23 protein-coding genes are annotated in these 26,161 nt (G+C 54.9%); 15 read left to right on the top strand and 8 right to left on the bottom strand.

Features of this window, described 5'->3' with window-relative positions; genetic code table 11:
• Nucleotides 1-127: 127 nt before the first annotated feature.
• A complete protein-coding gene (locus tag BQ5383_RS08895) occupies nt 128-1,384 on the top strand; it encodes an EpsG family protein (RefSeq protein WP_071431239.1) in 1,257 nt (418 codons plus the stop codon).
• Nucleotides 1,385-1,512: 128 nt separating this feature from the next.
• Nucleotides 1,513-1,983 carry a hypothetical protein gene (locus BQ5383_RS20730; RefSeq protein ID WP_139193391.1) on the top strand — a complete coding sequence of 157 codons (471 nt, stop codon included), beginning with the start codon at nt 1,513-1,515 and terminating at the stop codon, nt 1,981-1,983.
• Here the strand turns inward: BQ5383_RS20730 and BQ5383_RS08885 are convergent.
• The 7 genes from BQ5383_RS08885 to BQ5383_RS08855 form a co-directional block, all read right to left on the bottom strand.
• Nucleotides 1,958-2,959 (bottom strand): electron transfer flavoprotein subunit alpha/FixB family protein, encoded by a 1,002-nt coding sequence (locus tag BQ5383_RS08885; RefSeq protein WP_071431235.1) that lies wholly within the window; start codon nt 2,957-2,959, stop codon nt 1,958-1,960. The two genes, BQ5383_RS20730 and BQ5383_RS08885, sit on opposite strands and share 26 nt — an antisense overlap.
• A gap of 16 nt (nt 2,960-2,975) precedes the next feature.
• The gene (locus BQ5383_RS08880; RefSeq protein ID WP_071431233.1) at nt 2,976-3,773 is read right to left on the bottom strand and encodes an electron transfer flavoprotein subunit beta/FixA family protein; all 798 of its coding nucleotides are present in this window, start codon (nt 3,771-3,773) and stop codon (nt 2,976-2,978) included.
• A 132-nt stretch (nt 3,774-3,905) separates the two neighbouring features.
• The gene (locus tag BQ5383_RS08875) at nt 3,906-4,259 is read right to left on the bottom strand and encodes a phenylpyruvate tautomerase MIF-related protein (RefSeq protein ID WP_071431231.1); all 354 of its coding nucleotides are present in this window, start codon (nt 4,257-4,259) and stop codon (nt 3,906-3,908) included.
• A gap of 1 nt (nt 4,260) precedes the next feature.
• Nucleotides 4,261-5,709, bottom strand: a complete 1,449-nt coding sequence (locus BQ5383_RS08870) for an FAD-binding oxidoreductase (protein ID WP_071431229.1) — start codon at nt 5,707-5,709, stop codon at nt 4,261-4,263.
• An 89-nt stretch (nt 5,710-5,798) separates the two neighbouring features.
• On the bottom strand, nt 5,799-6,464 hold the full coding sequence (locus BQ5383_RS08865) for a histidine phosphatase family protein (RefSeq protein WP_071431227.1): 666 nt from the start codon (nt 6,462-6,464) through the stop codon (nt 5,799-5,801).
• Entirely contained in the window at nt 6,461-7,696 is a 1,236-nt protein-coding gene (locus BQ5383_RS08860; RefSeq protein WP_071431225.1) for an MFS transporter, read from the bottom strand. Before BQ5383_RS08860 ends, BQ5383_RS08865 begins: the two co-directional genes overlap by 4 nt.
• A 33-nt stretch (nt 7,697-7,729) precedes the next feature.
• Nucleotides 7,730-9,241, bottom strand: a complete 1,512-nt coding sequence (locus BQ5383_RS08855; protein WP_071431223.1) for an FGGY family carbohydrate kinase — start codon at nt 9,239-9,241, stop codon at nt 7,730-7,732.
• A gap of 551 nt (nt 9,242-9,792) precedes the next feature.
• Between BQ5383_RS08855 and BQ5383_RS08850 the strand changes: the two genes are divergently transcribed.
• Genes BQ5383_RS08850 through BQ5383_RS08840 form a run of 3 tightly spaced genes read left to right on the top strand, consistent with a single transcriptional unit; the run spans nt 9,793 to nt 13,091 of the window.
• Nucleotides 9,793-10,575: a hypothetical protein gene (locus BQ5383_RS08850; RefSeq protein WP_071431221.1), complete on the top strand. Its 783-nt coding sequence runs from the start codon at nt 9,793-9,795 to the stop codon at nt 10,573-10,575.
• A complete protein-coding gene (locus tag BQ5383_RS08845) occupies nt 10,572-11,516 on the top strand; it encodes an electron transfer flavoprotein subunit alpha/FixB family protein (RefSeq protein ID WP_071431219.1) in 945 nt (314 codons plus the stop codon). Before BQ5383_RS08850 ends, BQ5383_RS08845 begins: the two co-directional genes overlap by 4 nt.
• 48 nt (nt 11,517-11,564) lie before the next feature.
• Nucleotides 11,565-13,091 (top strand): FAD-binding oxidoreductase, encoded by a 1,527-nt coding sequence (locus BQ5383_RS08840; RefSeq protein WP_071431217.1) that lies wholly within the window; start codon nt 11,565-11,567, stop codon nt 13,089-13,091.
• A 278-nt stretch (nt 13,092-13,369) separates the two neighbouring features.
• Here the strand turns inward: BQ5383_RS08840 and BQ5383_RS08835 are convergent, their stop codons facing one another.
• Nucleotides 13,370-14,290, bottom strand: coding sequence for a YhfZ family protein (locus BQ5383_RS08835; protein WP_071431215.1), 921 nt, complete (start codon nt 14,288-14,290; stop codon nt 13,370-13,372).
• 290 nt (nt 14,291-14,580) lie between these two features.
• Between BQ5383_RS08835 and BQ5383_RS08830 the strand changes: the two genes are divergently transcribed.
• The 10 genes from BQ5383_RS08830 to BQ5383_RS08785 all read left to right on the top strand — a co-directional run bounded on the left by BQ5383_RS08830 (nt 14,581) and on the right by BQ5383_RS08785 (nt 26,143).
• Nucleotides 14,581-16,353 (top strand): NAD(P)/FAD-dependent oxidoreductase, encoded by a 1,773-nt coding sequence (locus BQ5383_RS08830; RefSeq protein WP_071431213.1) that lies wholly within the window; start codon nt 14,581-14,583, stop codon nt 16,351-16,353.
• On the top strand, nt 16,350-17,597 hold the full coding sequence (locus BQ5383_RS08825; protein ID WP_071431210.1) for an NAD(P)/FAD-dependent oxidoreductase: 1,248 nt from the start codon (nt 16,350-16,352) through the stop codon (nt 17,595-17,597). The genes BQ5383_RS08830 and BQ5383_RS08825 overlap by 4 nt, the downstream gene beginning before the upstream one ends.
• A gap of 3 nt (nt 17,598-17,600) precedes the next feature.
• Nucleotides 17,601-17,957, top strand: a complete 357-nt coding sequence (locus BQ5383_RS08820) for a DUF1667 domain-containing protein (RefSeq protein ID WP_071431208.1) — start codon at nt 17,601-17,603, stop codon at nt 17,955-17,957.
• 32 nt (nt 17,958-17,989) lie between these two features.
• The gene (locus BQ5383_RS08815; RefSeq protein ID WP_071431206.1) at nt 17,990-19,414 is read left to right on the top strand and encodes an FAD-binding oxidoreductase; all 1,425 of its coding nucleotides are present in this window, start codon (nt 17,990-17,992) and stop codon (nt 19,412-19,414) included.
• A gap of 237 nt (nt 19,415-19,651) precedes the next feature.
• Nucleotides 19,652-20,815, top strand: a complete 1,164-nt coding sequence (locus tag BQ5383_RS08810; protein ID WP_071431204.1) for an iron-containing alcohol dehydrogenase — start codon at nt 19,652-19,654, stop codon at nt 20,813-20,815.
• A 511-nt stretch (nt 20,816-21,326) separates the two neighbouring features.
• Complete coding sequence (locus BQ5383_RS08800; protein ID WP_071431200.1) at nt 21,327-22,085, top strand: IclR family transcriptional regulator; 759 nt, start codon at nt 21,327-21,329, stop codon at nt 22,083-22,085.
• A 222-nt stretch (nt 22,086-22,307) separates the two neighbouring features.
• On the top strand, nt 22,308-23,849 hold the full coding sequence (gene fdrA / locus BQ5383_RS08795) for an acyl-CoA synthetase FdrA (protein ID WP_071431198.1): 1,542 nt from the start codon (nt 22,308-22,310) through the stop codon (nt 23,847-23,849).
• A gap of 23 nt (nt 23,850-23,872) precedes the next feature.
• Entirely contained in the window at nt 23,873-24,052 is a 180-nt protein-coding gene (locus BQ5383_RS21340; RefSeq protein WP_207646810.1) for a hypothetical protein, read from the top strand.
• 36 nt (nt 24,053-24,088) lie between these two features.
• Entirely contained in the window at nt 24,089-25,333 is a 1,245-nt protein-coding gene (locus BQ5383_RS08790; protein WP_235821959.1) for a YlbE family protein, read from the top strand.
• A 12-nt stretch (nt 25,334-25,345) separates the two neighbouring features.
• A complete protein-coding gene (locus tag BQ5383_RS08785) occupies nt 25,346-26,143 on the top strand; it encodes a DUF3100 domain-containing protein (protein ID WP_071431196.1) in 798 nt (265 codons plus the stop codon).
• The last annotated feature ends 18 nt before the right edge of the window (nt 26,144-26,161 follow it).

Genomic DNA, 26,161 nt, shown 5'->3' with positions numbered 1-26,161 from the left:
TAAAATGAAAGCGCTGGGAACAGGATTTTCTCCCTGCTGTTCCATGGTGAGGGAGGACTGTTCAGGCAGGTCTGTCAGGAGAGCGAAAACTTTTTCTCACAAAACAGGAAGCGAGGCGCTGTATAAAATGATGGTATATTTATTGCTGATTGCCTTTCTCATCGGCGGCGGTTGGTTTTTGTGCGACCATTTGGGCGGCAAAAAAATGGAATGGACCTATCTGCTGATTTCCGGGGCAGCTTTTGTGGCTATTGCTACTTTGCGGTATTCCATAGGCTTTGACTATTTCAGTTATCAGACTATTTTTGAGGATATCGCTGCCCTTCCCGGGTGGAAAGAGGTGCTGGAATATGGAGCCAGTTATCCCTTGTTTGCCATCCTCAACCGGCTGGTGGCCATGGTGGGCGGCAGCTATCACATTTTGCTGCTGGTTTGCAATCTGATCATGACCGCCCTGGTGCTGTGGGTGGTTTACCGCTGGTCCTGCAACAAATGGCTCAGTCTGCTTCTGTATGTGACGATGCAGTTTTTCCCTCACAGTATGAATCTGCTGCGGCAGTCCATGGCAGCATTTATTCTTTTTGCCGGATATGGTCTGCTCCGCCGGAAAAAGTTCATTCCTTATTTGCTGCTGGTGCTGGTGGCGGCAGGCTTCCACACCAGCGCTTTGGTGATGATTCCCTGCTACTTCCTGCTGAACCTTCCCTTTAACTGGTATCTGGTGGGAGCTTACGCCGCTGCTACCCTCATCGGTTATGTGGCATACCAGCCTCTGATTGAGTTTGTCACTACCTATATCTTCCCTCAATATGCCATGTATCTGGACAGCATTTACGCCACTGCCAACGGCCTTTCCTATGTAGTGGTGCCGGCGATCTATTTCCTGTGTGTGGCGCTGTTTGCCAACCGGCTGTTAAAAAGGGACCCCAGAAGCAGTATTCTGATCTATTCCTCCCTCTTTACCTTTATTTTGTATATTTTCATCACCCGGATGTTTATTCTGGAGCGGCTGTCGGTTTATTTCTTCCCGCTGATCATGCTGGTGGTGCCCGAAATGGTGGATACCTTCCAGGTGGATTCGCTGAACCAGGAGGAACTGAATAAAAAAGACAAGCATACTGCCAGAAAGCAGATGGCTCAGGTAAAGGAGCAGAAGTTCTACCGCAATTGGGCGCTGGTAACCGCGGTGCTGCTGTCACTGTTGTATTTTTCCTTTGCTTATGTCCGTGGCTTCCACAAGGCCTATCCTTATATCAGCATTTTTGAAAAGGAAAAAGCGGTGAGCAATGACGATTATCTGTTCAGCGATATTCGAACAGCAGATGATTTGGCGGACCAGCAGATTCCCCTTGAGAGTGATGAGATTACGGTTCAGGGCTCCTGAGCGGCCGGATGCTGTAAGATGAGAAATTATAAGCAATAAATCAGGCCCCCGTGTGCTCAGCATGGGGGCCTGATTGTCTGTAAGGTTGGGTACATTTCCAGAGGACTTGGTCCTCCTGGATACGCTGCATGGCTGCGGATGAACCAGCTGCGATATCCCGGTTTCTGGACTCAGCAGGCATGAGTTGTGGTATAAAAATATGGGTTTGTATTTTATTTTTGCAATCCTTTTTTGACAGACAACGGCCCCATACATTCAAGATGGGGCCGTTGTTATGTTATTCAGTTTCATTGAATTTGGAAGGAAAGCATTGGCCGGTAAAAGGTGACAAGGTATCTGTATGCGGCTGCCGTTTACCTCACAAAATCCCTGGAGGGATGTTTTCAGATGAAAAACACCGGGCAGTATGGAAGCACAAAATTCTTACAGAAATTTCCTGGGAAATATTCTTTCAAAGCTTTGCCGCTCTTTATCCGCAGAAAGAACGAAATGGTTCAGATACACCGTTTTCAGGATATGCTCTCAAGAAGAAAACCGTGGGTTTTCCTGGGAGCCTTCTCTCCCCGGCGGCTGTCATCCTTCCCGGACAGCGGCTGTGAGGGCGGGAAGAATTTCAAACAGATCTCCCACGATGCCCCAGTCCGCCAGTTCAAAAATGGGTGCGTCAGGATCTTTGTTGATGGCCACAACATAATCCGCACCACTGATGCCGCAGGTGTGTTGAATCGCTCCGGAAATACCGCAGGCAATATACAGCTTGGGGGAAACATTTTTTCCTGTCTGGCCCACCTGATAGGCATGGGGGACCCATCCCGCGTCCACCACCGCCCTGGACACAGCTACAGTACCCCCCAGAGCGTCCGCCAGCTCCTCAACGATCCCCATATTCTGGGGCCCGCCGATACCTCTGCCGGCAGCGACAATGATCTCGGCTCCTTCCAGATCCACGCTTTCCGAAACTTCTTTGATCCGTTCAATCAATCTGGTGCGGCTCTCCCCGGGGGCGATGGAAATCTCTTCCCGGATGATTTCACCCGCAGCTGTTTCATCATAGGGACGTTTTTTGAATACGCCGGGACGCACGGTGCCCATTTGAGGACGATGGTCCGGGCAGAGGATCATAGCCATGAGGTTTCCGCCGAAGGCCGGCCGGGTCCAAACCATTTCTCCCGTTTCGCCATTGATTTCCAAAGAGGTACAGTCGGCAGTCAGCCCCGTTCCCAGACGGCTGGAAATTCTTGGGGCCAGGTCCCGCCCGTTGCCGGTGGCGCCCATCAAAACGGTGGAGGGACTGTATTTTTCAATCAGTCTGGTCAGCGCGATGGAAAAGGCGTCGGTGGTATAGGGCTCATATTCAGGCCCATCCACCAGGATCACCTGCTCAGCGCCATAGCAAATGGCATCCCGGGCACACTGCTCCACATGGGAGCCGATGACCACCCCAACCAGCTGTTGGCCGCTTTGCTCAGCCAGCGTCCGGCCGGGAGCCAGAAGCTCGTAGCCTACATTTTTAGGCTGTCCGTTTTCAGTTTCAATAAAAACAAAAATATTTTTTCCCGGATGGATTGTACTCATATTGGGGCCACCTCCACTACAATACCTGGGCCTGTCTGAACGCCTCCACCAGCTGCCTGGCGGCTTCTTCAGGATTTTCCCCACTGATTTTTATCGTCTTTTTCCCCCGGGGCGGCACAAAGGTTTTCCGCACCTTGGTGGGGGAACCTTTGAGACCGCAGCGGGCGGGATCGATCTCCAGGTCATTGGAAGTGATCACCGGAATAACGGCCCTGTTGGCGGCCAGCTTGCTTTTCATTGTGGGAACCAGAGGGGGAAAGTTGGTCTTGATCACTGTTGCCAAAGCGGGAAGCTTGGCGCCGATGATATCATAACCATCATCGGTTTCCCGTTTGACGTGTATTTCCTCTCCCGCCAGGGTCAAATCCGCGGCATAGGTGATTTGGGGACGTCCCAGCTCTTCGGCGATTTCCGGCCCCACCTGAGCGGTATCGCCGTCGATGGCCTGTTTGCCGCACAGGATCAGGTCATAGACGCCATGCTCCTGTTCCAGCCTGCGGATGGCGGTGGAAAGAATATAGCTGGTGGCCAAAGTATCGGAGCCGCCGAAAAGCCGGTCGCTGACCAGATAAGCATGATCCGCCCCCAGGGACAAACACTCCTTTAATACGGCTTTTGCCTGCTCCGGTCCCATGGTCAGCACAGTGACAGACGCCCCATGCTCCTTTTTGCAGCGCACAGCCAGTTCCAGGGCGCAGATATCATAGGGATTGGCGATGCTGGGTACCCCGTTTCTCAGCAGCGTATTGGTCTCAGGGTCGATTTTGATCTCCGTGGTATCAGGCACCTGCTTGACACAAACAAGGATATTCATTTTTGTTCTCCTTTCCCTGTGAGGCGTTTTGGAAGTTTCAGGCGCGAGCCGGATCATTCTCCGCCGCTGCAGGAAAACCCCGGGCGCCGACGATATTTCACGCCGGCGTCCGGGGCCATCTGTTACAGCTGGTCAGGGCGCTTTTTTCAGGGTGCCGCCCGATCCCCATACAGGCATTTCCATAATGGTGACGTAAATTTCAGGTACCGGGATCCCCAGTTCCTCCGAAATCACGTTCATCATTTTCTCCGTAAACTCCCGGTTCTTTTCATAGGGAGCAGCCTGATAGCAGCTGAGAGCGGCCAGCGCGCAATCATGATTTATTGTACCACGGAAATAAATGGTGTGTCCATCCTCCACATCCACCATCAGGATCTCCTTGCGCTTGTTGGGAATGATGGATACCAGTTCTCCGATGCGGTCGGCCAACCGTTCCTTCTGCTCAGGGGTGAGGACCTTGTTGGTTTTGATGGCGAGAAAGGGCATTTTATTTCTCCTCCTGCATCACCAGAACGCCGGGATTCATGATGCCGTTGGGGTCATAAGCCTTCTTCATGATCTTCATCAGCTCATAAGAGGTGCCGTGCTCCTTGGGAGCCATCTGGACACGGCGCTTGCCCATGCCGTGATGATGGACGCAGCCGCCGGTCTCATATTTGAGCACTTCCTCGCAGATGGCATGGACCACCTGGGTATGGATGGCATCCGCCTCTTCCGGATTGGGCATCTTGATGCGGTAGACAAAGTAAATGTTGGTGCCGTTTATGTAGCTGTGGGAGACGTGTCCGCCCAGCATGACCAGGTGCTCGCACTTCTGGGGCACATTGGCGATAACGTCGTCATAGATCTTGACGATATCGGTCCAGCTGGCAGAGATCTCTGTGGTGGAATACATGGTCTGGGTCTCACGGAATTTCACATACCGCTGATCGCCGCTGTAGGAATTGCACAGATCGTTGCGGTGGATCATCCAGTGCTTGACCGCTTCGGTGCCGATGTAGTTGCCGCCATGGGCCAGAGCGATTTCATGGATGGCGTCGCCGGTAGCCTTGACAACGCCTGCGGGTCCCTCGCAGACAAAGAACATGAATGCTTCCTCGTCCTCCATCTGTACGCTGCCGAAGTTGTAGTCCATATCGGTCTTGTCATACAGACGAACGACGGAAGGCTTGTATCCGGCAGTGATGATGGCCCGCAGAGCCTTGAAGCCCTCGTGCATATTCTTCATCTTGTAGCCGCCGTACCATCTGTCCTCGGGATGATAGGGGAACAGCTTCATGGTCACTTCAGTGATGAAGCCCAGGCCGCCCTCGGAGCCCATGAGGATGTGACGCAGGTCGGGACCGGAGGAACGGCGGGGGACATTGCGGATGCGGAAGATATGGCCGTTGGGCAGGACGCCTTCCATGCCGCAGATCAGATCCTCGATGCCGCCGTAATAGGTGGAGAACTGACCGATGCTGCGGGTGGCAACCAGGCCGCCGATGTCCGCCATGGGCAGGGACTGGGGAGCGTGTCCGGTGGTGTAGCCCTTGCTGTTGACAGTCTCCTCAATGACCCGCAGGGGGGTGCCGCAGCGGGCGGTGACCATCATGTTGTCCTCATCGATCTTCAGGATACCGTTCATCAGAGAACCATCCAGGAAAACGGTGGTATCGTTGACGGTTTCCAGCAGAGCCTCGCCGCCGGAAGCGCCGGTGCGGGGGATGACGCTGATGAGCTGGTCATTGCAGTAGCTGAGGACCTTGGAAACTTCCTCTGTATCCTTGGCGTTGACCACGCACAGGGCGGGAGGAGTGGCATATACGCCAAAGGCCTTGGCATAGCTGCGGTTGAGGACATCCGCGTTTTTGAGCACTTCGGGATCGGTGATAACGCGATCTTCGCCCACGATTTTTTTCAGTTCCGCAATAGCGGTTTCCTTGCTTACTTTCATTACGATTTCCTCCTTTGGATGATGGGACACTTGGAAAAGGGAGCCATGGGGCGGGGTGGCCCTGTCCCCATGGCACACATATTCGATCATTACTTGCTTATATAGGGAGAGTCATTCATATCAGGACGTTTTCCCCCTTCGGGGATGGGAGCGATATAAGTGAGCCTGCCATGGGAGAAGCCTTTTTCGCTACACTGCCACTGCACCAGATGTCCCATACCGTTGGGCAGGAACAATTGGGCCGGTGTCAGAGGCGTCTCCAGACACGCCCGAAGAAGGCGTGAAATGACAACGCTGTGAGAAACCACGGCGATGCGGCTGTACTGATGCTCCATGGCATCCTTTACCACCAGGTCAAGCCCTTGCTTCATGCGCTCCGTGGCCTCCTGGAAGCTTTCTCCTCCAGGCATGCGGAACAGATCGCCCAAAACCTCCCGCTGCTGATAATAAGGTTCTTTTTTCACCTCACTGGCCAACCGTCCATCATATTCTCCAAAGGACATTTCCCGCAGTTGATTGAAAATCACGGGTTCATGCTGGGGATAGATGATAGCGGCTGTCATCTGGCAGCGGATCAGGGGACTGCAGTAGACCTGTTCCACCGGTTCATGGGGGTGCTCTTTGCACAACAGCGCCAGATCACGCACTCCATAGACAGATAAAGGCGGGTCCAGATCGCAGCAGTAAGCGCCCCGGTGATTATACTCTGTCCAGCCATGACGTATCAGGCTGATATCCATTGTTTTTTGGATCATTTTACCTCAGCAGCCTTTTTCTTTTCCTCATATTTTCTGCCCAGCTCGGGGAGGAACAGGGTCAGCACGCCGAAGATGAGGGGAGACAGGCAGCAGATGGCCATGCCGTTGTACAGGCCCATGGTCTCGCCCAGAGCACCGGCGATGTAGCCGCCCAGAGAGCCGCCAACGCCTACCATAGTCAGGATGCAACTGGTGCCCAGGGAAACAGTACGGGGCTCAACGCCGGGGAGCTTATACAGGGTGGTGAAAGCGATGGGAACGAAAGCGTAAGCGCCGAAACCGGCCATGAAGGAAGCCAGGCACAGGAGGGGGATGCTGCTGGTTTTGAGCATTGCAAAGTAGCAGACAGGAAGGATGAAGCCCCAAGGCCAGATCATCAGTTTGTCGTAGCCGATCCACTTGGTAATGGTGGGGCTGATCAGAGAGGCGATGGCGGAGGCGATGGGCAGCAGACCCAGAACCAAACCAGCCTGATCCAGTGTCAGACCCAGGCTTTCAGTAGCGTAGGTGGGCCAGAAGGTGTAGGTGGCGATCCACACCAGGCTGGTGCCGGGCCAACCCAGAGCCAGCAGCCAGACTTCCTTCAGCTTCAGAGCCTTCTTCAGGGGCTCCAGGAAAGGAGCATCGCTCTTCTTGAACTCGGCGCCTTCCTTTTCCTTGTAGGTAAGGAACCAGGCAGCCGCAACCACCAGAGCGACAACGCCCATGGCAATCATCAGATTCCGCCAGCCGCTGAGAACCGCCAGCAGGTAACCGACAGCAGCGGTACCCATGGCCTGACCGACAGGGCTGATGAAGTTTTCGATACCGTTAACCTGGGTCAACTTATCCTTGGGGAACCAGTTGATCTTGATGAGAACCAGGGGGGACAACAGACCGGCGGAAACACCGGAGACCAGCGCCCGGCCAATGAAGATCATGGCCAGATTGGTGGCAAAGCCCTGCATGATCAGAGCGGCGCCGGTGATGAGATACAGAACACCCAATACATACTTGGGATTGATTTTCGCCACCAGCAGCGCGATGGGGATGGTGACAAAAGCCTTGGTGATCCAGGCCATAGCGCTCAGCTGACCTGCTACTTCAATACCGAAATTCAGTTCTTCACGCATGCTGGGCAGCAGCATACCGAGAGCAAAGTTCGCCAGGTTGACCAGAAATACAGCGGTCCAGGCGACAACGACCAGAATCCAACCTCTGCCGGATGTTTTGTTCGCAGTTTCAGACATGATTGTACCTCCTCCAAAATGATGTATTCACCCTCACAACACGTTATCCAGCCAGTGACTGGAGCGATCCACGGCCTTCAGCCAGATCTTATAGTTATCCATATATTTCTGCTGCTGGTCATTGGGGACAAAGACCTTATGTTTCTGAACCATAGCCCGGACATCATCCTTGGTCAGCCAGCCTCTGTAAATAGCCGCCAGCTGCGCCGCGCCCAAAGCTGTGGCTTCCACAGACTTGGGACGGACCACGTTCATGTTCAGCAGATTGGCCATGTTCTGAGCAACGATATCGCTCTTGGATACGCCGCCGGAGATCATCACTTCCTTGAGATCCAGGGCGAACTTTCTTTGCAGGGCTTCAAAAGCGCCGCAAACCGCGAAAGCGACCGATTCAATGGTGGCCCGGATAAAATGCTCCCGCCGTGTGGAACCGGAAATACCAATATAGGAAGCTCTGGCGGTGGGATCGGTATAGGGGGAATAAAGCCCGGTGAGGGCGGGAACGAAATAGACGCCGTCAGTGTTATCCACACTGGAGGCCAACGCGTCCACTTCCTTGATATCATCAAACAGTTTCAGCTTATCCTTTGCCCATTCCAGCACCGCGCCGGTGGTGGGGCAGAGGGCTTCCACCATGTAGTCGGTGGTATCGCCGATCTTCCAGGCCACACGGGGCACGATACCCTGATGGCCGCCCTCGGGACGTTCCGGATAGCTTTGACCGATATTGACAGTGAGAAAACTGCCGGTACCGTTGGTGCATTTGCCGGTGCTGATCTCATGGCAGCCCTGGGAGAACAGGGCAGACTGCTGATCCGCCACCACGCCGGTAATGGGGATCTCCACACCGAAAAATTCGGCGTCGGTCATGCCATAGTCATCAGCGCAGGCTTTCGGTTCGCCGAAAATACTCTCCGGCAGGCCGGCGTAATTGCCCAGCATGTTCATATCCCATTTCTGGGCCTTTTCATCCATCGCACCCAAAGTGCTGGCGTTGGACAGGTCGGTGGCAAAAACCTTACCCTTGGTCAGCTTCCATACCAGCCAGGTTTCCATGGTGCCGAACAGCAGTTTTCCGGCGTCCAGCTGTGCCTTGACATCGGGATGGTTTTTCAGATACAGCGGAATGGAAACACAGATGCTGGTGGCTCTCAGCTCATTTACAAAATAGGGGCAGATTCTGCGGAAATCCGGATCCTCACGAACCACGGGAACCATATCCCGGGCCCGGGTGTCCTGCCAAACCACTGCGTCGCAGACCGGTTCGCCGGTTTCTTTGTCCCAGAAGACCCATGTCACCCGCTGTACGGTCACACCCAGGCAGTCGATCTCATCAGGTGCAATACCTGCCTCTTTGATGGCATTTCTTCCGCAGAAAACAGCTTTGTCAAAAATCTCGGCGGCGCTTTCCTCTACGATGCCGCCCTTTTCATAGTGCACATTCAGCTTTTCATAGTGCTGGGAAACGATTTCAAACCCGGAATCAAACAGAATCGCTCTTACTCCTGTGGTTCCCTCATCAATGACCAAAACATACCTTTTCATTGGCAACCTCCTGATTATCCTCTCTCGTATCTCTTGGAATTTTTGGGAGTCAGCGCCAGTGGTACCAGTTTGCAGACACCGTCTGCGGAGAAGATGATAGTTTTACCGCAATAATCGTTTTCGCGTTTGATGTAGAGTGCCTTATAAGTACGTTTTTTAATACTTTTGTCATGGGCCCTTGACATTCAGCACTGGACAGTAATCAATATAACTATTTTAATTTAACATTTCAAGCTGTTTTAGACGATTTCGTATGTATAGATAAAAATACATTTCGTGAATTGTTTGTTTGTTATAACGATATTTTTTTAACAAAGTGAGCTTAGTTGTCTATAAAACTATCCATAATATATGAAACTATTCCACTATTTATGAAAAAATTATCGTCATAAATAGGGGGAATCGTTTTTTGTATGATTTTTTGACTTAAAAAATGTTTTTGATGAAATTTGGGGAACACTCTTGTGAAAAACCTGGAAATGCATTATCCTATAATTAAGAACAAAAAAACGTATTTTTGGAGGATACCTTTGATCAAAGGAGGCATTTTCTTGAAAATTCTTGTTTTTTTCCGGCTTGGACGGGATTTGGAAAATCTGACGGAGGAGGAATGGCGTCGGATTTCCAGGGGTGAAATGGATCTGAACTACCTGCAAAAGCAGCTGAATCCTTCTGATGAGGCGGCCCTGGAGCAGGCCCTGCTGATCAGAGATTCCCTGGAAGGGGCAGCGGAAATCACCGGACTGTATCTGGGCAGCGATCCCCTGAGCGCCATTGCCAAAAATCTTTATGCTGTGGGCCTGAAGGAAATTTATCAGCTTCCGGTTCCGCCGGATCTGGACCCCGCCTCCGCGGCGGAGCTGACGGCGGATTTTTGTCTGCGGCAGGGTCCCTTTGATCTGATCCTGACGGGATGTACAGAGTATCCCTTTGATTTCGGCGTTACCCAGACGCTGCTGGCCGAACGGCTGGCACTTCCGCTGATCAGCCACGGACGCTGGGCGCAGCCGGCTGGCGAGGGGCTGCAGGTGGAGTATGAGGACGATCTGTTCCTCCACACCGCGCTGGTGTCCCTGCCTGCGGTGCTGTCCATGGATGCCGCTGTCCATCCGTATCTGCGCATTGCCACCCTCAGAGAGAAAATGGCGGTCAAAAGCCGCACCGTGGAGCAGCTGCCGCCTCCGGAAACAGTGGCTGCTGCTGATTGTTTTGTACCGGAGAATATTTACAGAGTGGACAATACCAAAACCTGCTCCATGCTCCAGGGGACTGAAGAAGAGCAGGCAGGCTGGCTGCTGGAAAAAATTTTGTCTGCACAGGGAGGGAAGGGATGATGAAAACCGCCGCTGTTATTTTTGGGGACTTCCAACCTGTAAAGGAGAAGAACCTTCGGGCCATCAGTGCTGCCGCAGCTTTTTCCTCCACACCGGAGGAGCCGCTGGAAATTTGGAGCTGTTGTCCATGGAAGGGTGAGAGCCTTTCCCTTCCCCGCTGCGTCCTCACCCAGCTGGGGGAGACGGAAGTACTGCCGGACGGAAGACAATGCGCCGACGCGTTGGAAAAGCTGGTATCTGAAAGAAGTATTTCGGCAGTTTTTTTCCCTGGAGGAATGCTGTTCAACGAGGTGGCGGCCCGTCTGGCAGCCCGCACGGGAGGAAGCGTTTTGACCGATGTCACCATGGTACGGAACCTTTCCGGCGATGAAATTACCGTGGAACGGGAAATTTACGGTTACAATTTGAACGGATGCTTTACTGCCCGGAAATGGCCGGTATTTGTCACCCTTTCAGACGCCTTTGCCGCAAAGGAGCTGGAACCGGGACCGGTGGAAGAGGTACAGGTCTGCCCCCTTCCCCCTCTTGCCGGAATCAACCGAAGCGCTTCCCAACTGAAAAAGCAGGATACCGGTCTGGCTCAGGCCAAGGTGATGCTGGTGTGCGGACGGGGAGTTTCCAAAGAGGGCGTGGCCCTGATGGAGGAGATCTGCAGCCGCACCGGCTGTGCTTTGGGAGCCACCAAAGCGGCCATTATGGACGGCAAAATGCCGGAATCCGCGATGATCGGCATCTCCGGCGTTCGGGCGAAACCGGAAGTGACCGTTGTTTTTGGCGCTTCCGGAGCGGCGGCCTTCATGAAAGGCGTATCGGAAAGCAAGCTGCTGGCGGCGGTGAATAAGGACCCGGATGCTCTGATTTTTCGCTACTGCGATGCGGGCATTCAGGACGACAGCCAGTGTGTACTGGAAAATCTGCACCGCATGATCATGGAAAAATAATTTTTAATCGTGGGAATCTGTATCCAACTGGGGAAAGGATGAATATTGATGGATCGCCTGATGACACCCTTTGACGCTGCCTGCCACGAAAGCTACCTTCGGGATGAATCCTGCCTCAGAGGTGAGGCGGCATGGATCGCCCTTCCATCCTCACCGGAGGAGGTGTCCGAGATCCTGGCTCAGGCCCGGGAAAAGAAAACATCCGTCACCGTCCGGGGCGGAGGTACCGGCATCACCGGCGGGGCGGTGCCCATGGGCGGCATTGTGATGAGTACCGCGCGGCTGACTCAGGCTCCCTCCCTGTCCATGGATGAAAAAGGCAGCCTTCTGGTCACTGCCGGGGCTGCTGTCACCCTGGAACAGCTGCAGGAGGCCATTGCCCGCCGCCGTTTTGACTGCTGTGATCAGGCTGCTTTGGACCGGCTGAAGGAAGGCTGGATCTTTGCAGTGGACCCCACGGAAACGACTGCTACATTGGGGGGGATGTTCGCCAGCAACGCCGGGGGATTGACCGCCATGGCCCACGGACGAATGGCCGATTATGTGGAAAGGGTGGGGCTCGTCCTGGCGGATGGCTCTTACCAGGAGTTTTCCAGGGGACAATACCGCTGGGGTGAGGAAATCCCCTTCCTGAAGCTGAAAGAGGCCCCGATTCTTTGCCCCGACAGAAAATTTTCCCAGCTGTCTCCCGCCCCCGGGGACGATCTCATAGACGTCCTGGCAGGAAGCGAGGGAATGCTGGGGATCGTCACACAGCTGACGGTACGCCTTTCTCCGGCCCCTGCCGATTGCTGGGGGATCTGTCTTTTCTGCGGAGATGAGCAAACGGCCTGCTCCCTGATGGAGGAGCTGATAGCTGCCTGCGAGGAAACATCGGTCACACTGGAGGCAGTGGAATATTTCAGCCAGGAATCCCTGGCCCTTATTGAGGCGCAGCGGGCCAGACTTCCCGCCCTGTCGGCGCTGCCGCAATTGCCGGAGGGTTTTCCCGTGGCGCTTTATTGCCAGCTGACAGCCCCTTCCACTGAAGAGCTGGAGGAGGGACTGATGGCGATCATGGAATGTGCGGACCGCTTTGCCATCCCGGAAGAAAATGTCTGGGCCGCCAGCGAGCCCCGGGAGCTGAAGCTGTTTCACGCCCTGCGCCACGCTGTTCCCGAAGCGGTCAACATGAAAGTGGGTACGGTCCAAACCAGCTTCCCCAACGCCAGAAAGGTGGCGGCGGATTTTTGCTTCCGGGACAAAAAACCGGAAGAAATATTGGCGCTTTGCCGCAGGGCGCTGGAGGAATACGCTCTGGAAGGAGTGATATTCGGACATCTGGCCGCGGGAATGCCCCATATCAATTTCATTTGTCAGGACCAGGATCAGCTGGATCGGGCCCTTTCAGCCATCGTCTTTTTGGCCGATGCCGTGGCCCCCGGAGAAGGTATGCTTTTCAATGAAAATGGATTGGGCAAAACTCGTTCTCCCATGCTGAAAAAAATTGCCTCTGACCAGCAGCTGCGGCTGATGGAACAGGTGAAGCTGGCTTTTGATCCTCAGCGGCTGCTCAATCCCAGGAACATGGAGTGAATTTTCCCTGCAAAAAGATGATCCTGCAATCTGCCTGAATGAAAAAAGAAGGTGGGCGCAGCTGTTCGCCTAAAACCTGCTGGAAGTTTTGTACCGTCAGGTTGGGATACGGCAAAACCGATCAAATAAAAAACGGTCTCCGGCTTTTCATAAGACGGAGACCGTTTGTATCCATAACGTAAAATAATATAAAGAATATACCAAAAGTTTTTACCGAGCCAGTCAGAATACAGAACACGGTAAAAGTGCTCCGCAGCTTGTCCCGGCATGATCTGCCTTTAATACAGCTGCATTTCCATGGAGCCGTCAATAACAGCGTTTTGTATCTGGGCGCACTCTTTTTCGTCCAGAAAACTGCGGATCAGGCGATCCATGCCGTAGTTCTGTTTATTGACCAGAATAACAGGCATATCCATCTCCGCCTTGTAGCCCTTGGCAGGCAGGATGGTGATCTGGGAAGCAAAGCGTTCCAGCCACTGCTCCCGGCGATAAACAATGGCATCCACGGTGTGGTTTGCCAGAGCAAAACGGGATGAGCCGTAGGGAACCTTGATCAGCTTCAAATCATAGTCGCAGGAAAGCTTGTTGATGATGGCCAGCTGGTCGGAACAGGTGGGATCAAAGCCAAAGGTCATGCCGTCCTTCAGGCTGGTGACATTGGGACTGTTGACCACAATGACATATTCCTTGGAATACAGGCATTCGTTCAGGGTCATGGCAATTTCCAGCTCACTGTACTCAGCGAGAAAATTCTTGGCCGTCATATAAGAGGTGATGACCATGTCATATTTGTTTTTCCGCAGAGCTTTGACCCGGTTGTAAGCCCCCTGGATAAAGGCAAAGGTGAATGGAACAGTGGTCTTTGACATGGAACGGCAGATGGCCGTAGCCAGCCCCATCAAGTATTGGTTGAGAGGTGTGGGCATGGAGGCGGTAATGGCATCCAGCTGGGCGTACTGGTACAGAAGCTGATCATCCTTGCTTTGGATAATCGCTCCCTTTTTCCCTCTTTTTTCTGTAACGACGCTGCCGGAAGATTCCAGAATGGCAAAAGCCTCCTGAATGGTTCCTCTGGAAACGCCGAATTTTTCGGTGCATTCCGCGATGGTGGGGCATTTATCGCCCACATTGCTCAGGATCAGGTCTCGTGCGATGCCTAAAGTTGCGATTCCGACTTTTTTATACAGTGTTGTATCCATCTTTTTGTTCCTATCGTTGGCCCGATTTTGTTTATAAACTAACTAATAAAATTATACCGTATTGGGCGGAAATATGCAAATGTAATTTATTTTGTATATTTGACCAAGCAAACGGGCCATCTCTGAACAAAGAGTACAAAAATAGAGTTTTAAGGACAAAAATAATGTAAAATCTATTGACAAAGCAGCAGTAATTGGTACACTTAAAATGATAGTTTCGCAATATATGTTTTTTCGTATATTTGATGTGAGGGCTGTGAGAGAATCTGCGTTGCAAGGAGGAAGCTACTTTGATTGAAGCGATCAACGCGCTGTTGCGCAGCGAATTTCCTGACGAGCGCATCACTGCACAAATTGATGAACGAAACATCGTCACCCTTTCCGGTGAATGCAGTACGTGGGCGGTACTCATTCAGATCGGTCATGCGGTGGCAAAGATCCCCGGTGTACGCAATGTGGTCAGCGACATGACCGCCAAGGGTGTGGAGATCCCCAAAAAGGACTACACCCCTGTGGTGGAGGAAGGCCGCCGCATCGGAGAAGTGGACAGCGCCGACGTTGTCATTGTGGGCGCGGGCGTCAGCGGCTGCGGCATTGCCAGAGAGCTGGCCCGTTACAACCTGAAGATCGTTGTGGTGGAAAAAGGGGACGATGTGGCCTCGGGCGCCAGCAAGGCCAACAACGGCGACATCCATCCGGGCCATGCGGTCAAGCCGGGGACATTGAAAGCGAAGCTGAACGTTCGGGGCAACCGGATGTATACCCAGTGGGCCAAGGACCTGGGGTTTGAGCTGCAGCGCTGCGGTTCCCTCAAGGTGGTCACCAGCGAAAAGCTGGTCCCCGAAATTGAAAAGATGTACGCCGTTGCTGTGATCAATGGTGTGGACGGCGCGCGTCTGGTCCGTGGGGATGAGATCGCTCAGATCGAGCCGAGACTGGGCGAAGAGATGGAAAAAGCGGGCGTCAAGCCGGTGCTCGGCTTGTGGCTGCCCTCCTTCGGCCTGGTGGAGCCCTATGACGTGGTGGTGGCGCTGGCGGAGAACGCCGCGGAAAATGGCGTTCACTTCCGCCTTAACTGCACCGTGGGTGATGTGCTGACCGAAAACGGCCAGGTCACCGGTGTGGTCACCAATCAGGGCATCATCCGCGCCAAGTATGTCATCAACTGCGCCGGTGTTTATGCCGACGAGATTTCCGAAATGGCCGGAGACAGATGCTACACCATTCATCCCAGAAAGGGTACCATCGCCATTCTGGATAAGAGCGCTCCGCCCCTCTACAATGCTCTGGCCGGCTTTGCCACCGGCAATGAAGTGGTGCTGAAAAAGAACGTGGAATCCAAGGGCGGCGGTATGTGCCGTACTCCCGAGTTTAATATTCTTCTTGGCCCCAGCGCCACAGAAGTTCCAGATAAGGAAGATGTGGAGACCACCGCAGAGGATCTCCGCTATGCCATGAGCCGCAACAGCAACCCCTATGTGGGCACCGGCGATATCATCAAGATCTTCGCAGGCTCCCGTCCGGCGGACTTCAAGGAAGATTTTGTCATTGAGATGTCCGACAAGACCCACGGCTTTATCAACGTGGGCGCCATCCAGTCCCCTGGTCTGGCTTCCGCCCCCGCCGTAGCCGAAATGGCCTGCGGTATTCTGCTTGGGGACCTGCAGGAGCATGACGCTTTCCCCAGCGTGAACATGAACTTCAACCCCATCCGCAAACGGAGGGTGGAGTTCCGCCATATGACCAACGAGCAGCGGGATGAGCTGATCCGCCGGGATCCCCGTTACGGCAGGATCATCTGCCGCTGTGAGCAGATCACCGAAGGCGAGATTCTGGATGCCATCCATTCTCCCATTGTTCCCGGCAGCATCGACGCCATCAAACGCCGTACCAGAGCCGGTATGGGACGCTGCCAGGGCGGCTTCTGCCAGCCTCGTGTGCTGGAGATCCTGGCTCGGGAACTGGGCAAAGATCCCACCGAGATCACCCTGAAAGGGGAGGGCAGCAATGTGCTGCTCTGTGAAAGCCGCTCGAAGGTCAATGAGGGAGGTGCGGACAAATGAAAGAGTTTCAGGTTGATGTAGCGGTCATCGGCGGCGGTCCCGCCGGTCTGGCTGCGGCGCTGGAAGCCCGGAAGCAGGGCATTGAAAAGGTTTTGCTGCTGGAGCGGGATACTTCCCTGGGCGGTATCCTCCAGCAGTGTATCCATGATGGTTTTGGTCTGCATCGGTTTAACGCCCGTTTGTCCGGCGGCCAGTATGCCCAACGGTTTATCGACCAGCTGGACGGCAGCGGCATTGAGGTGAAGCTGGATACCATCGTCATCGACATGACCGATGAGAAGGTCATTTACGCCTGCAATCCCACTGACGGCATGATGCGCATCCAGTGCGGAGCCATCATTCTGGCCATGGGCTGCCGGGAACGTACCGCCAGCCAGGTTCTTATTTACGGCACCCGCCCCGCCGGTGTGATGACAGCGGGCGCGGCCCAGCGGTATATCAATATGGAGGGCTATCTGCCCGGCAAAAACGCCGTCATTCTGGGCAGCGGCGATATCGGCCTGATCATGGCCCGCCGCATGACCCTGGAAGGGATCAAGGTCAAGGGCGTTTACGAAGTGATGCCCAATCCCGGCGGCCTGACCCGGAATATTGTTCAGTGTCTGGATGACTATGGTATTCCCCTCCATCTGTCCACCACTGTCACCCGCATCGAAGGCAAGGAGCGGGTAGAGCGGGTAACGGTGGCCAAGGTGGATGAAAAGCGCAATGTGATCCCCGGCACCGAGGAAGTGATCGACTGCGACCTGCTGGTACTGGCCGTAGGCTTGATTCCGGAGAACGAGCTGTCCCGCCAGGCCCACCTGGAGATGGACCGCAAGACCCGGGCTCCTCTGCTGGACAACAACTTCATGACCAGCTGTCCCGGCATCTTCGCCGCCGGCAATGTCTCGGTGGTGTTCGATCTGGTGGACTATGTTTCCCTCTCCGGCGAGATTGCCGCCAGAGGCGCCGCAAAGTATCTGGCAGGCAAGCTGCCGGAGCATCCCCAGTATCGCACCGTCACCCACTCCGACCGGATCAATTTCATTGTTCCCCAGCGGGTGGAGCTGTCTGCCGATGAAGATCTGACCTTCTTTATGCGTGTCACCGCCCCGTACAAAAATGCCCGCCTGGTGGGCAAGTGCGGTGAGACTGTCATCTGCAACAAGCGGCATCAGGCCATGGTGCCTCCGGAGATGCTGGAGTGTACCGTGAAGGTAGCGCCGCAGCAGGAGATTTATTTCAGCGTGGAGGAGGGGTAAGAGATGTCAAAAGCGGAATATACCTGCATCGTGTGCCCGGTCAGCTGCCGCATTACGGTGGAGGAAACAGCCGACGGGCTGAAAGTCAGCGGAAACGTTTGTAAGCGGGGCGAACGCCACGCCATTGCCGAGCATACCGAACCGGTGCGGATGCTCACCACTACAGTGGTCCTTCATGGGGCGAATATCAATCGTCTGCCGGTCATCTCCACCGCCGAGGTGCCCAAACGGCTGCTGAACCAATGCATTGGTGAGCTGTACACAGTAGAGGTGTCCGCCCCGGTCAAATGCGGCGATGTGATCGTCAAGAACATCTGCGGTACCGGTGTGGATGTGGTAGCGGCACGAAGCATCGGCTGACAGCCGGAATAGAAACGGAGGAAGGTTTTAACATGGAAAAAGAACAGATCATCAGCGGTTTGCGCGCCATTGTGGGCGAGGAGCAGGTGCTGACAAACGAAAGCTCTCTGCTGGAAGCCGCCAAGGATTATATCGGCTTCAGAAGATATGAAAGATGTGACGGCAAGTATTTTGTCAACCGCGCCGCCTGTGTGGTCAAAGCCAAAAGCACACAGCAGGCTGCTGACGTGATGGCCTTCCTCCACCAAAACAAAGTGGATGTTGTCCCCCGTACCGGCGGTTCCTGCGTCACATTGGGACTGGAGCCGGTGGAAGGCGGCGTCATTCTGGACCTGTCGGAGATGAACCGCCTGCTGGAATTCAACCCCACCGATATGCTGGTGCGGGCCGAGTGCGGTATGCCCCTGGAGGCGCTGGAAAAGCAGATGAATGAAAAGGGCTATACCACCGGTCATTTCCCCCAATCCCTCCCCATGGCTCAGGTGGGCGGTCTGGTATCCACCCGGAGCATCGGACAGTTTTCCCCCCTTTACGGCGGAATTGAAGATCTGGTGGGGGGCTTGGAAGCCTTTCTCCCTGAGGGAGAGATCACCCGCATCAAGAATGTCCCCCGCCGCTCTGTAGGACCGGATCTGCGGCATATCTTCATCGGCGGGGGAGGCTCCTTCGGTGTGGTAACTGAGGGGACCCTCAAGCTGTTCCCCTACACCCCCGAAACCAGATGGATGGGCGCTTACGGCGTCAAGGGGATGCAGAACGGCCTGGATCTGATCCGGGAGATCATGGTCAAAGGCTACAAACCCGCTGTGGTGCGCCTCCACGATCCTCAGGAGGTGGAGCGGCTGTTCGGCGGCATCTGCCCGGAAGGCTACTCCCTGCTGCTGTTGCTGGCGGAAGGCCCGGCCTCCATCACCAAAGCCATCGGTGAAGCGGTGGAAGAGATCGTATCCAAATATGAGGTCATTCCCATGGGCCGCAAGCCTGTGGAACATTGGCTGATCCATCGCAATGATGTCTGCCAGACCCTGGACAGCGACGAAAGATATCGTCTCCATCTGGTGGCCGATACCTGCGAGATCTCCGCCAACTGGTCCGCCATTGGCAAGATCTATGACGCTGTGGTGACCCGGATGCCTCAGGAGATGGAAAATCTGGCCTTTATCGGCGGACATTCCTCCCACAGCTATGTTCAGGGTACCAATATTTACTTCACCTTCGGCTTTATTGCCAAGGATGATGTAAAGACGGTCCGTGAGGATTATATGAAGCTGGTTTCCGTCATTATGGAAGAGACCCTCCGCTTTGGCGGAAGCATCGCCCATCATCACGGCAGCGGAAAATACCGCACCCAATGGATGCCCCAGGAGCACGGCAGCTCCTACCGGCTGATGAATATCATCAAAAACGCGGTGGACCCTGAAAAGATCATGAACAAAGGCGTACTGTTTGTAGATTAAGCGCTTTTGCCGGCGCGATTCCTCCCATCCTCTCAAACACCCTTGTAACTGAATTTTCTCTGGCCCCATTGCCATCATATTGCCAAGCGCACCCTGTTTGTTATTCCCAAAGGCTGTTAACAAATAGGGTGCGTGTTGTCCTGTAAAGGGCGGGAGGAAAAGGATGATTTTTTGGGAGGCAGGAGTTGTCCGCGCCCAGGGAAAAGGTATGCGTAAACAGGAAAGGACAGGGACGATATGAAGAATTTTTTGTATGACATCGGCACAAAGATTTACTTTGGAGAAGGACAGATCGTTCATCTGCCGGAGGCCATCAAGCCCTATGCTCAAAAGGTGCTGCTGGTGTATGGCGGCGGCAGCATCAAAAAAAGCGGCTTGTATGATACAGTCACCCGGCTGTTTCGGGAAAACGGCATCCAGTGGCAGGAGCTGCCGGGGGTGGAGCCCAATCCCCGCATCACATCTGTCAATGCCGGAGCACGTCTTTGCCGGGAACATGGTCTGGAGGGTGTGGTAGCTGTAGGCGGCGGCAGCACCATCGACTGCTCCAAGGCCATTGCCGAAGCGGCTGCCTATGACGGCGACGCCTGGGACCTGGTGCTGAAAAAAGCGCCCATCACCAAGGTGCTGCCGGTATTTTCTGTCCTGACCCTGGCGGCCACCGGCTCAGAGATGGACTGCGGAGCCGTTATCTCCAACATGGACACCAATGATAAGCTGGTGATCACCCATCCTGATGCCCGGCCCAAGGCCTCCATTCTGGACCCCACTTATACCTATACCGTTTCAGCATACCAGACGGCGGCGGGCACAGCCGATATCATGTCCCATATTCTGGAAACCTATTTCAGCCGGGTGGGCACTGCCGGATTGCAGGACCGTATGGCGGAAGCGCTGCTGAAAACCTGTATCCAGTATGGACCCATTGCCTGCAATGATCCCGCCAATTATGAGACCAGAGCCAATCTGATGTGGACCTCCAGTCTGGCCATCAACGGCTTGCTCTCTTTGGGCAAAGGCACACCCTGGAGCGTACACAGCATGGAGCATGAGCTGAGCGCCTATTTTGACATCACCCACGGGGTGGGCCTGGCGATCCTGACGCCGGCATGGATGCGGTATGTGCTGGATGACTCCAGTGTGGACAAATTCGCGGAATACGCGTTTAATGTCTGGAATATCCCCATGAGCGATGACCGGTACGCAATGGCCCGTGAGGCCATTGACAGAACCCAGCAGTTCTTTACAAAAGAGCTGAAGATTGCCGCTGCTTTGCGGGAAGTGGGTATTACAGAGGATAAGCTGGAGATCATGGCGGAAAAAGCGGCCAGGACCCTGGGCAGTGCCTATAAGCCGCTGGCAAAGGAAGACGTGCTGGCCATCTACCGGGCCTGCTTCTGAAATCTGATGAGAGGCGCTGAAGAAAGCTCCGGCCCTGATACAGTACTTTAGTGACATATAAGCGCAGAGGACGCCCTGATGCATCAGGCATTGGGGCGTTTCTTTTTGTTTGCTCCCTATTTTAAAGCTTCCAGCCAGGGTCAGAGGCAATCTTTTATCTGCCTTTCAAACAAAAATGTTTTTGCTGCCGATTTCTTTGCCACTGAGCTGGGATCACCTTGCCGGAAGAGGAGATCCTTTCACGGGACGCTCCGCTTTGCCTGGAGGAGGGGAACTTTTTGTCAGCGCTGTGGGCCTTTGGAATATGCCATGCTTTCCCTCTTGGATGGGCGGAAAAAGCCTCTCTGGGCGCGGTGACAAAAGGAAAATATTTGCCGGGGGAAGTGATTTCGTGCTATAATCAGGCAGTGATTACAGTGTCCCGCCGGTGACTTTTCAGATGGAGAGCGGGACGGTGGGACCGCGGAGGATTTCCGCACAGTGGAAAAACATCTGAAAGGAGAGAACCCTCTTGACCAAGAAAAATCCTGTTGGCGCCTCGGAAGAAAAGGACGCTTCCATCCGTTCCCTGGCCAGGGGACTGGAGCTTCTCAACTGCTTTGATGAGGAACATCTCACCCTGAGCCTGACCGATTTCTCCAATATCACCGGGCTGAGCGTCAGCACCATTTCCCGGATTTTGCAGACGCTGGTGAAGATGGGCTACCTCAATCGGGAGGTGGACCGGAAATACACCCTGGGCCATCAGGTGTTCCGGCTGATGGGTATTCTCTCCAACTCCTCCAATCTCCGGGCCACGGCCCGGCCCATCCTCCAGAATCTCCGGGATATCTTCAACGAAACCGCCAGCTTGTATGTGGTGCGGGACGATATGCGGGTCTGTCTGGAAAGCGTGGAGAGCACGCAGGCCCTCCACCGGGCTGTCAGCGTGGGGGAGATGCTGCCTTTGTATCGGGGCGCTGTAGGTTATGTTCTGCTGGCCTGGCTGCCTTATGAGCAGCGTACCCGCATCGCCAGGGAGCACCCGCACCTCAATGAGGCGATGTTTTCTGATATCCGCAAAGCGGGATATGTCATCAACGACGGTATTCATGAACCGGGGGTGTTCGCCATCGCTGCCCCGGTGTTTAACGCCCAGGGGGTGAATCTGGGGGCCATCGCCGTTTCCGGACCCAGTTTTCGGATCAATGAATCCACCCGGCGGGAACTCATCGACGCCATTCAGGTGTACAGCAAGCTCATTTCCAAGGCCCAGGGGTTTGAAGGGTGACAAAAAACGACCTTTTTTGACATAGAAATATCAAAGTCGCTTTTGTCCAGTTTCACAACAGTCAGCGGCCCACTCCCCACCTTTTTTTCATAGGTGGAAACAGCATTTTTATACAGCGGAAAAATCCACAAGAGCGGTCATGGGGAAGCCCTGTGACCGCTCTTGTTTTCTGCTTTTTCCTGTGATAATATGAAGCCAACAAACTTCCGAGGAGTGGAAAAAATGAAAAAGACCATCGTGCAAAAAGGGGTCTATTATGACTCGGTCAAGCTGATGCTGGTCACCCGTGAGCTGAAAAGCCTGGACGGTGTGGAGGAAGTAGCCGTTGTAATGGGAACGGATCTCAATAAAGACACTTTGGTCCGTACCGGGCTGATGACACCGGAGGCGGAGGCCGCCAGCCCCACGGATATGATCGTGGCAGTCAGCTGCAACACAGAGGAGACCGCCAACTACATTTTCGAACACCTGGACGAAATGCTCAACGCCAACGTTTCCGGTGAGAACAAGGATGCCTACAAGCCCAAGAGCGTGGAAACCGCGGTAAAGATGCAGCCGGGCAGCAACATCCTGGCCATCTCCATCCCCGGCAGCTACGCCAAGCCGGTGGCCATGGAAGGCCTGCGCAACGGGCTGCACATCATGCTTTTCAGCGACAACGTCTCCCTGGAGGAGGAAAAAGCGCTGAAAACCTACGCCCAGTCCAAGGATCTGCTGGTGATGGGTCCCGACTGCGGCACCGCCATCATCAACGGCGTGCCCCTCTGCTTTGCCAACACCATCCGCAAGGGTGACATCGGCATTGTGGCCGCTTCCGGAACCGGTGCTCAGGAAGTGATGACCCTCATCCATAAAAACGGCGGAGGCGTCACCCAGGTCATCGGCACCGGCGGACGGGACCTGAAAGAGGAGATCGGCGGCATCACCATGCTCCAGGGCCTCAAGGCGCTGGGAGAGGACGAGGCCACCAAGCTGATCGTGGTGGTATCCAAGCCCCCGGCAAAGGCGGTGGCGGACAAGGTCATCTCTTTCATCCGCAATGAGATCCGCAAGCCGGTGGTCATCAACTTCCTGGGCGGCGATTACAGCAGCCAGTCTGATGAGCAGATCCGCTTTGTTTCCACCCTGGAGGAAGCGGCGCTGGCGGCTTTGGAGCGGACCGGTGTGGTGCAGCCGGGCTACACCCTGGCGGAGGACCACACCCAGCTGGTACGGCAGCAGGCGGAGAAGATCCGCTCCACCGGCAAATATGTCCGGGGCCTGTACAGCGGCGGCACCCTGGGTTATGAAGCGGTGCTGGCCCTCCAGGACCGTCTGGGCGGGGTCAATTCCAACCTGACCAAGGAAAAGACCGTTACCGATTGCTTCCATATGGACGGCAATGCCTGCGTGGACCTGGGAGACGATCAGTACACCGTGGGCCGGGCTCATCCCATGATCGATTCCACCCTCCGGGCAGAGGTGTTCAAAGCCGAGCTGCAAAACCCGGAGACCGCGGTGATTCTGCTGGATCTGGTGCTGGGCTATGGCGCCAGCCGCACGCCGGAGAAGGACTTTGTGGAGGAACTGGCCAAATACCGCGCCCAGCATCCCGATGAGTATGTGGCGGTGATCGTCAGTGTCTGCGGCAGCAAGGATGATCCCCAGAACTATGAGGAGATCATCTCCAAGCTGAAGGAACTGGATGTGATCATCATGCCCAGCAACCTTCGGGCAGTGCATCTGGCGGCGGATATCATCAAGGCCCTGGCCCCATTATCCTGAACTTTCACGGGAGGCAAGCTGAAATGAGTCTGAATAATTTGTTTAACCAGAAAATCAAGGTCATCAACGTGGGACTGGAGCAGTTCCGGGATGACCTGGCAGAACAGGGTGTGGAGTGCCTTCAGATGCAGTGGTCCATTCCCCTGTATGTGGATAAAAAGATCGAAAACCTGCTGTCCCTGCTGGACGACGAGGACGAATAAAAACCGGAACAAGACCTTGCGGAGGAGGATTTTACCGTGGGAAGAAAAGAAGCCAACGAGAAAGTATTGGAAATCATGCAGAATTCCGAGGTCCATCTGGTAGGGATGGCCATCGCCAAGGACGTGGTCCCTGGGATGCATGAAAAGCTCATTATGCACGCCGGTCCACCCATCCAGTGGGAGCGGATGTGCGGCCCCATGAAGGGCGCCGTCATCGGAGCGCTGCTGTACGAGGGCCTGGCCAAGACCCCCGAGGAGGCGGAGCAGCTGGCCGCCAGCGGAGAGATCGAGTTTTCCCCCAACCATGAGCATCAGTCCATCGCCCCCATGGCGGGCATCATCTCCCCCAATATGCCGGTGTTTATCATGAAGAACATGACCTACGGCAACGTGGCCTATTCCGGCGTCAACGAGGGCCAGGGCAAGTGCCTGCGGTTCGGCGCTTATGGTGAGGACGTCATCAAGCGTCTCCACTGGATCCATGATGTGGTTTATCCCGTTCTCAAGGAAGCCATCGAGCTTTCCGGCGGCATCGACTACAAGGGCATTGTGACCCAGGCCATGCAGATGGGCGACGATAACCATAACCGCAACAAGGCTTCCACCTGCCTGCTGATGCGTGAGCTGGCCAAGTACCTCATTCAGGTCCGCTGCCTGCCCACCGATCAGATCTACGGTGTGCTGGAGCATATTGAAAAGATCGATATGTTCAACATCAACCTCACCATGGCCATGTGCAAGTCCATCTCCGACGCGGCCGCCGGCGTTCCCGGCAGCACCATCGTCACCGTCATGGCCAGAAACGGCGTGGACTTCGGCATCAAGGTCAGCGGCTGCGGCAACCAGTGGTTCACCGCTCCCGCCAACATCCCCGAGGGCCTCTACTTCCCCGGCTATACCGCGGCGGACGCTGCGGCGGATATCGGCGACAGCGCCATCACCGAGACCTTCGGTATGGGCGGCTTTGCCCTGGCGGCGGCTCCGGCCATCGTGCAGTTCATCGGCGGCACCTATGACGACGGCGTGAAGATCACCCAGGAGATGTATGAGATCACCGCCACCGAGAACAAGAACTTCAAGATCCCCACCCTCAACTTCAAGGGTTCTCCCACCGGTATCGACATCGTCAAGGTGCTGAAAACCGGCATCCAGCCCACCATCACCACCGGTATGGCCCACAAGGACCCCGGCGTCGGTCAGGTGGGAGCGGGCATCGTCAAGGCTCCCCTGGACTGCTTTGTCAAGGCGGCGGAATATTACGCCAAACACAAGAACGGCTAAGGAGGAACAAAGATGGAGATCGTCAAAAACTGGAAGCTTCATGTGCTGACCATCCTGATCGTCATCGTCAGCGAACTCATCGGTATTCGTAAAATCGGCATCCTGGTGCTGATGCCCATTCTGTACGCCACCGTCTTCGGCGGCATCATCAGCGCCCCCAAGCTGAAGATCCTCTCCATGAAGGATATGGAGCACGCCAGCGCCATCTTCCCTGTGGCCCTGATGATCCTGCTGGCCAAGGTGGGCCTGGGCGTCGGCCCCAAGCTGGCGGAGATCATGAGCGCCAAGGGCACCATCTTCCTGCAGATGTTCGCCCACTTCCTGGGCACCATGGTCATCTCCCTGCCCATCGCCATGCTGCTGGGTCTGCGCCGGGAGTGCGTGGGCGCCTGCTACTCCCTGGGCCGTGAGGCTCAGGTGGCCATCATCGCCGAGAAGTATGGCATCAGTTCCGAGGAAGGCCACGGCGTTATGGGTGTGTTCATTGTGGGCACCGTCCTGGGCGCTTTGTGGACCAGTATCTTTACCAGCGTCATCGTCAGCCTGGGGATTTTCCATCCCTATGCTTTGGCTCTGGGAGCCGGCACCAGCAGTATGAGTATGTCCACCGCTTCTTTGGAGGTCATCCGCTCCTATTATCCCGACCCCACCCTGATGGAGACGGTTCAGGCTTATACCAACACCTCCAACCTGCTGGTAAACGTGCTGGGCCTCTACGCCAATATGTTCATCACCCTGCCCCTGTGCAGCGCTCTGTATAATTTCTTCAATCGTTTCCGCAAACAGGGCAAGGCTGCCGCCGCCAACTGACCGAGGAGAGGAGTAACT

Source organism: Angelakisella massiliensis, assembly GCF_900104675.1.
Taxonomy (GTDB): Bacteria; Bacillota; Clostridia; order Oscillospirales; family Ruminococcaceae; genus Angelakisella; species Angelakisella massiliensis.
The sequence above is the reverse complement of the archived record's forward strand: the minus strand, read 5'-3'. Positions and strand labels throughout refer to the sequence as shown.

Coding starts and splice junctions, on each gene's coding strand:
- BQ5383_RS08895 (WP_071431239.1), top strand. CDS start 128: ATGATGGTATATTTATTGCTGATTGCCTTTCTCATCGGCGGCGGTTGG.
- BQ5383_RS20730 (WP_139193391.1), top strand. CDS start 1,513: ATGGCTGCGGATGAACCAGCTGCGATATCCCGGTTTCTGGACTCAGCA.
- BQ5383_RS08885 (WP_071431235.1), bottom strand. CDS start 2,959: ATGAGTACAATCCATCCGGGAAAAAATATTTTTGTTTTTATTGAAACT.
- BQ5383_RS08880 (WP_071431233.1), bottom strand. CDS start 3,773: ATGAATATCCTTGTTTGTGTCAAGCAGGTGCCTGATACCACGGAGATC.
- BQ5383_RS08875 (WP_071431231.1), bottom strand. CDS start 4,259: ATGCCCTTTCTCGCCATCAAAACCAACAAGGTCCTCACCCCTGAGCAG.
- BQ5383_RS08870 (WP_071431229.1), bottom strand. CDS start 5,709: ATGAAAGTAAGCAAGGAAACCGCTATTGCGGAACTGAAAAAAATCGTG.
- BQ5383_RS08865 (WP_071431227.1), bottom strand. CDS start 6,464: ATGATCCAAAAAACAATGGATATCAGCCTGATACGTCATGGCTGGACA.
- BQ5383_RS08860 (WP_071431225.1), bottom strand. CDS start 7,696: ATGTCTGAAACTGCGAACAAAACATCCGGCAGAGGTTGGATTCTGGTC.
- BQ5383_RS08855 (WP_071431223.1), bottom strand. CDS start 9,241: ATGAAAAGGTATGTTTTGGTCATTGATGAGGGAACCACAGGAGTAAGA.
- BQ5383_RS08845 (WP_071431219.1), top strand. CDS start 10,572: ATGATGAAAACCGCCGCTGTTATTTTTGGGGACTTCCAACCTGTAAAG.
- BQ5383_RS08840 (WP_071431217.1), top strand. CDS start 11,565: ATGGATCGCCTGATGACACCCTTTGACGCTGCCTGCCACGAAAGCTAC.
- BQ5383_RS08835 (WP_071431215.1), bottom strand. CDS start 14,290: ATGGATACAACACTGTATAAAAAAGTCGGAATCGCAACTTTAGGCATC.
- BQ5383_RS08825 (WP_071431210.1), top strand. CDS start 16,350: ATGAAAGAGTTTCAGGTTGATGTAGCGGTCATCGGCGGCGGTCCCGCC.
- BQ5383_RS08820 (WP_071431208.1), top strand. CDS start 17,601: ATGTCAAAAGCGGAATATACCTGCATCGTGTGCCCGGTCAGCTGCCGC.
- BQ5383_RS08815 (WP_071431206.1), top strand. CDS start 17,990: ATGGAAAAAGAACAGATCATCAGCGGTTTGCGCGCCATTGTGGGCGAG.
- BQ5383_RS08810 (WP_071431204.1), top strand. CDS start 19,652: ATGAAGAATTTTTTGTATGACATCGGCACAAAGATTTACTTTGGAGAA.
- fdrA (WP_071431198.1), top strand. CDS start 22,308: ATGAAAAAGACCATCGTGCAAAAAGGGGTCTATTATGACTCGGTCAAG.
- BQ5383_RS21340 (WP_207646810.1), top strand. CDS start 23,873: ATGAGTCTGAATAATTTGTTTAACCAGAAAATCAAGGTCATCAACGTG.
- BQ5383_RS08785 (WP_071431196.1), top strand. CDS start 25,346: ATGGAGATCGTCAAAAACTGGAAGCTTCATGTGCTGACCATCCTGATC.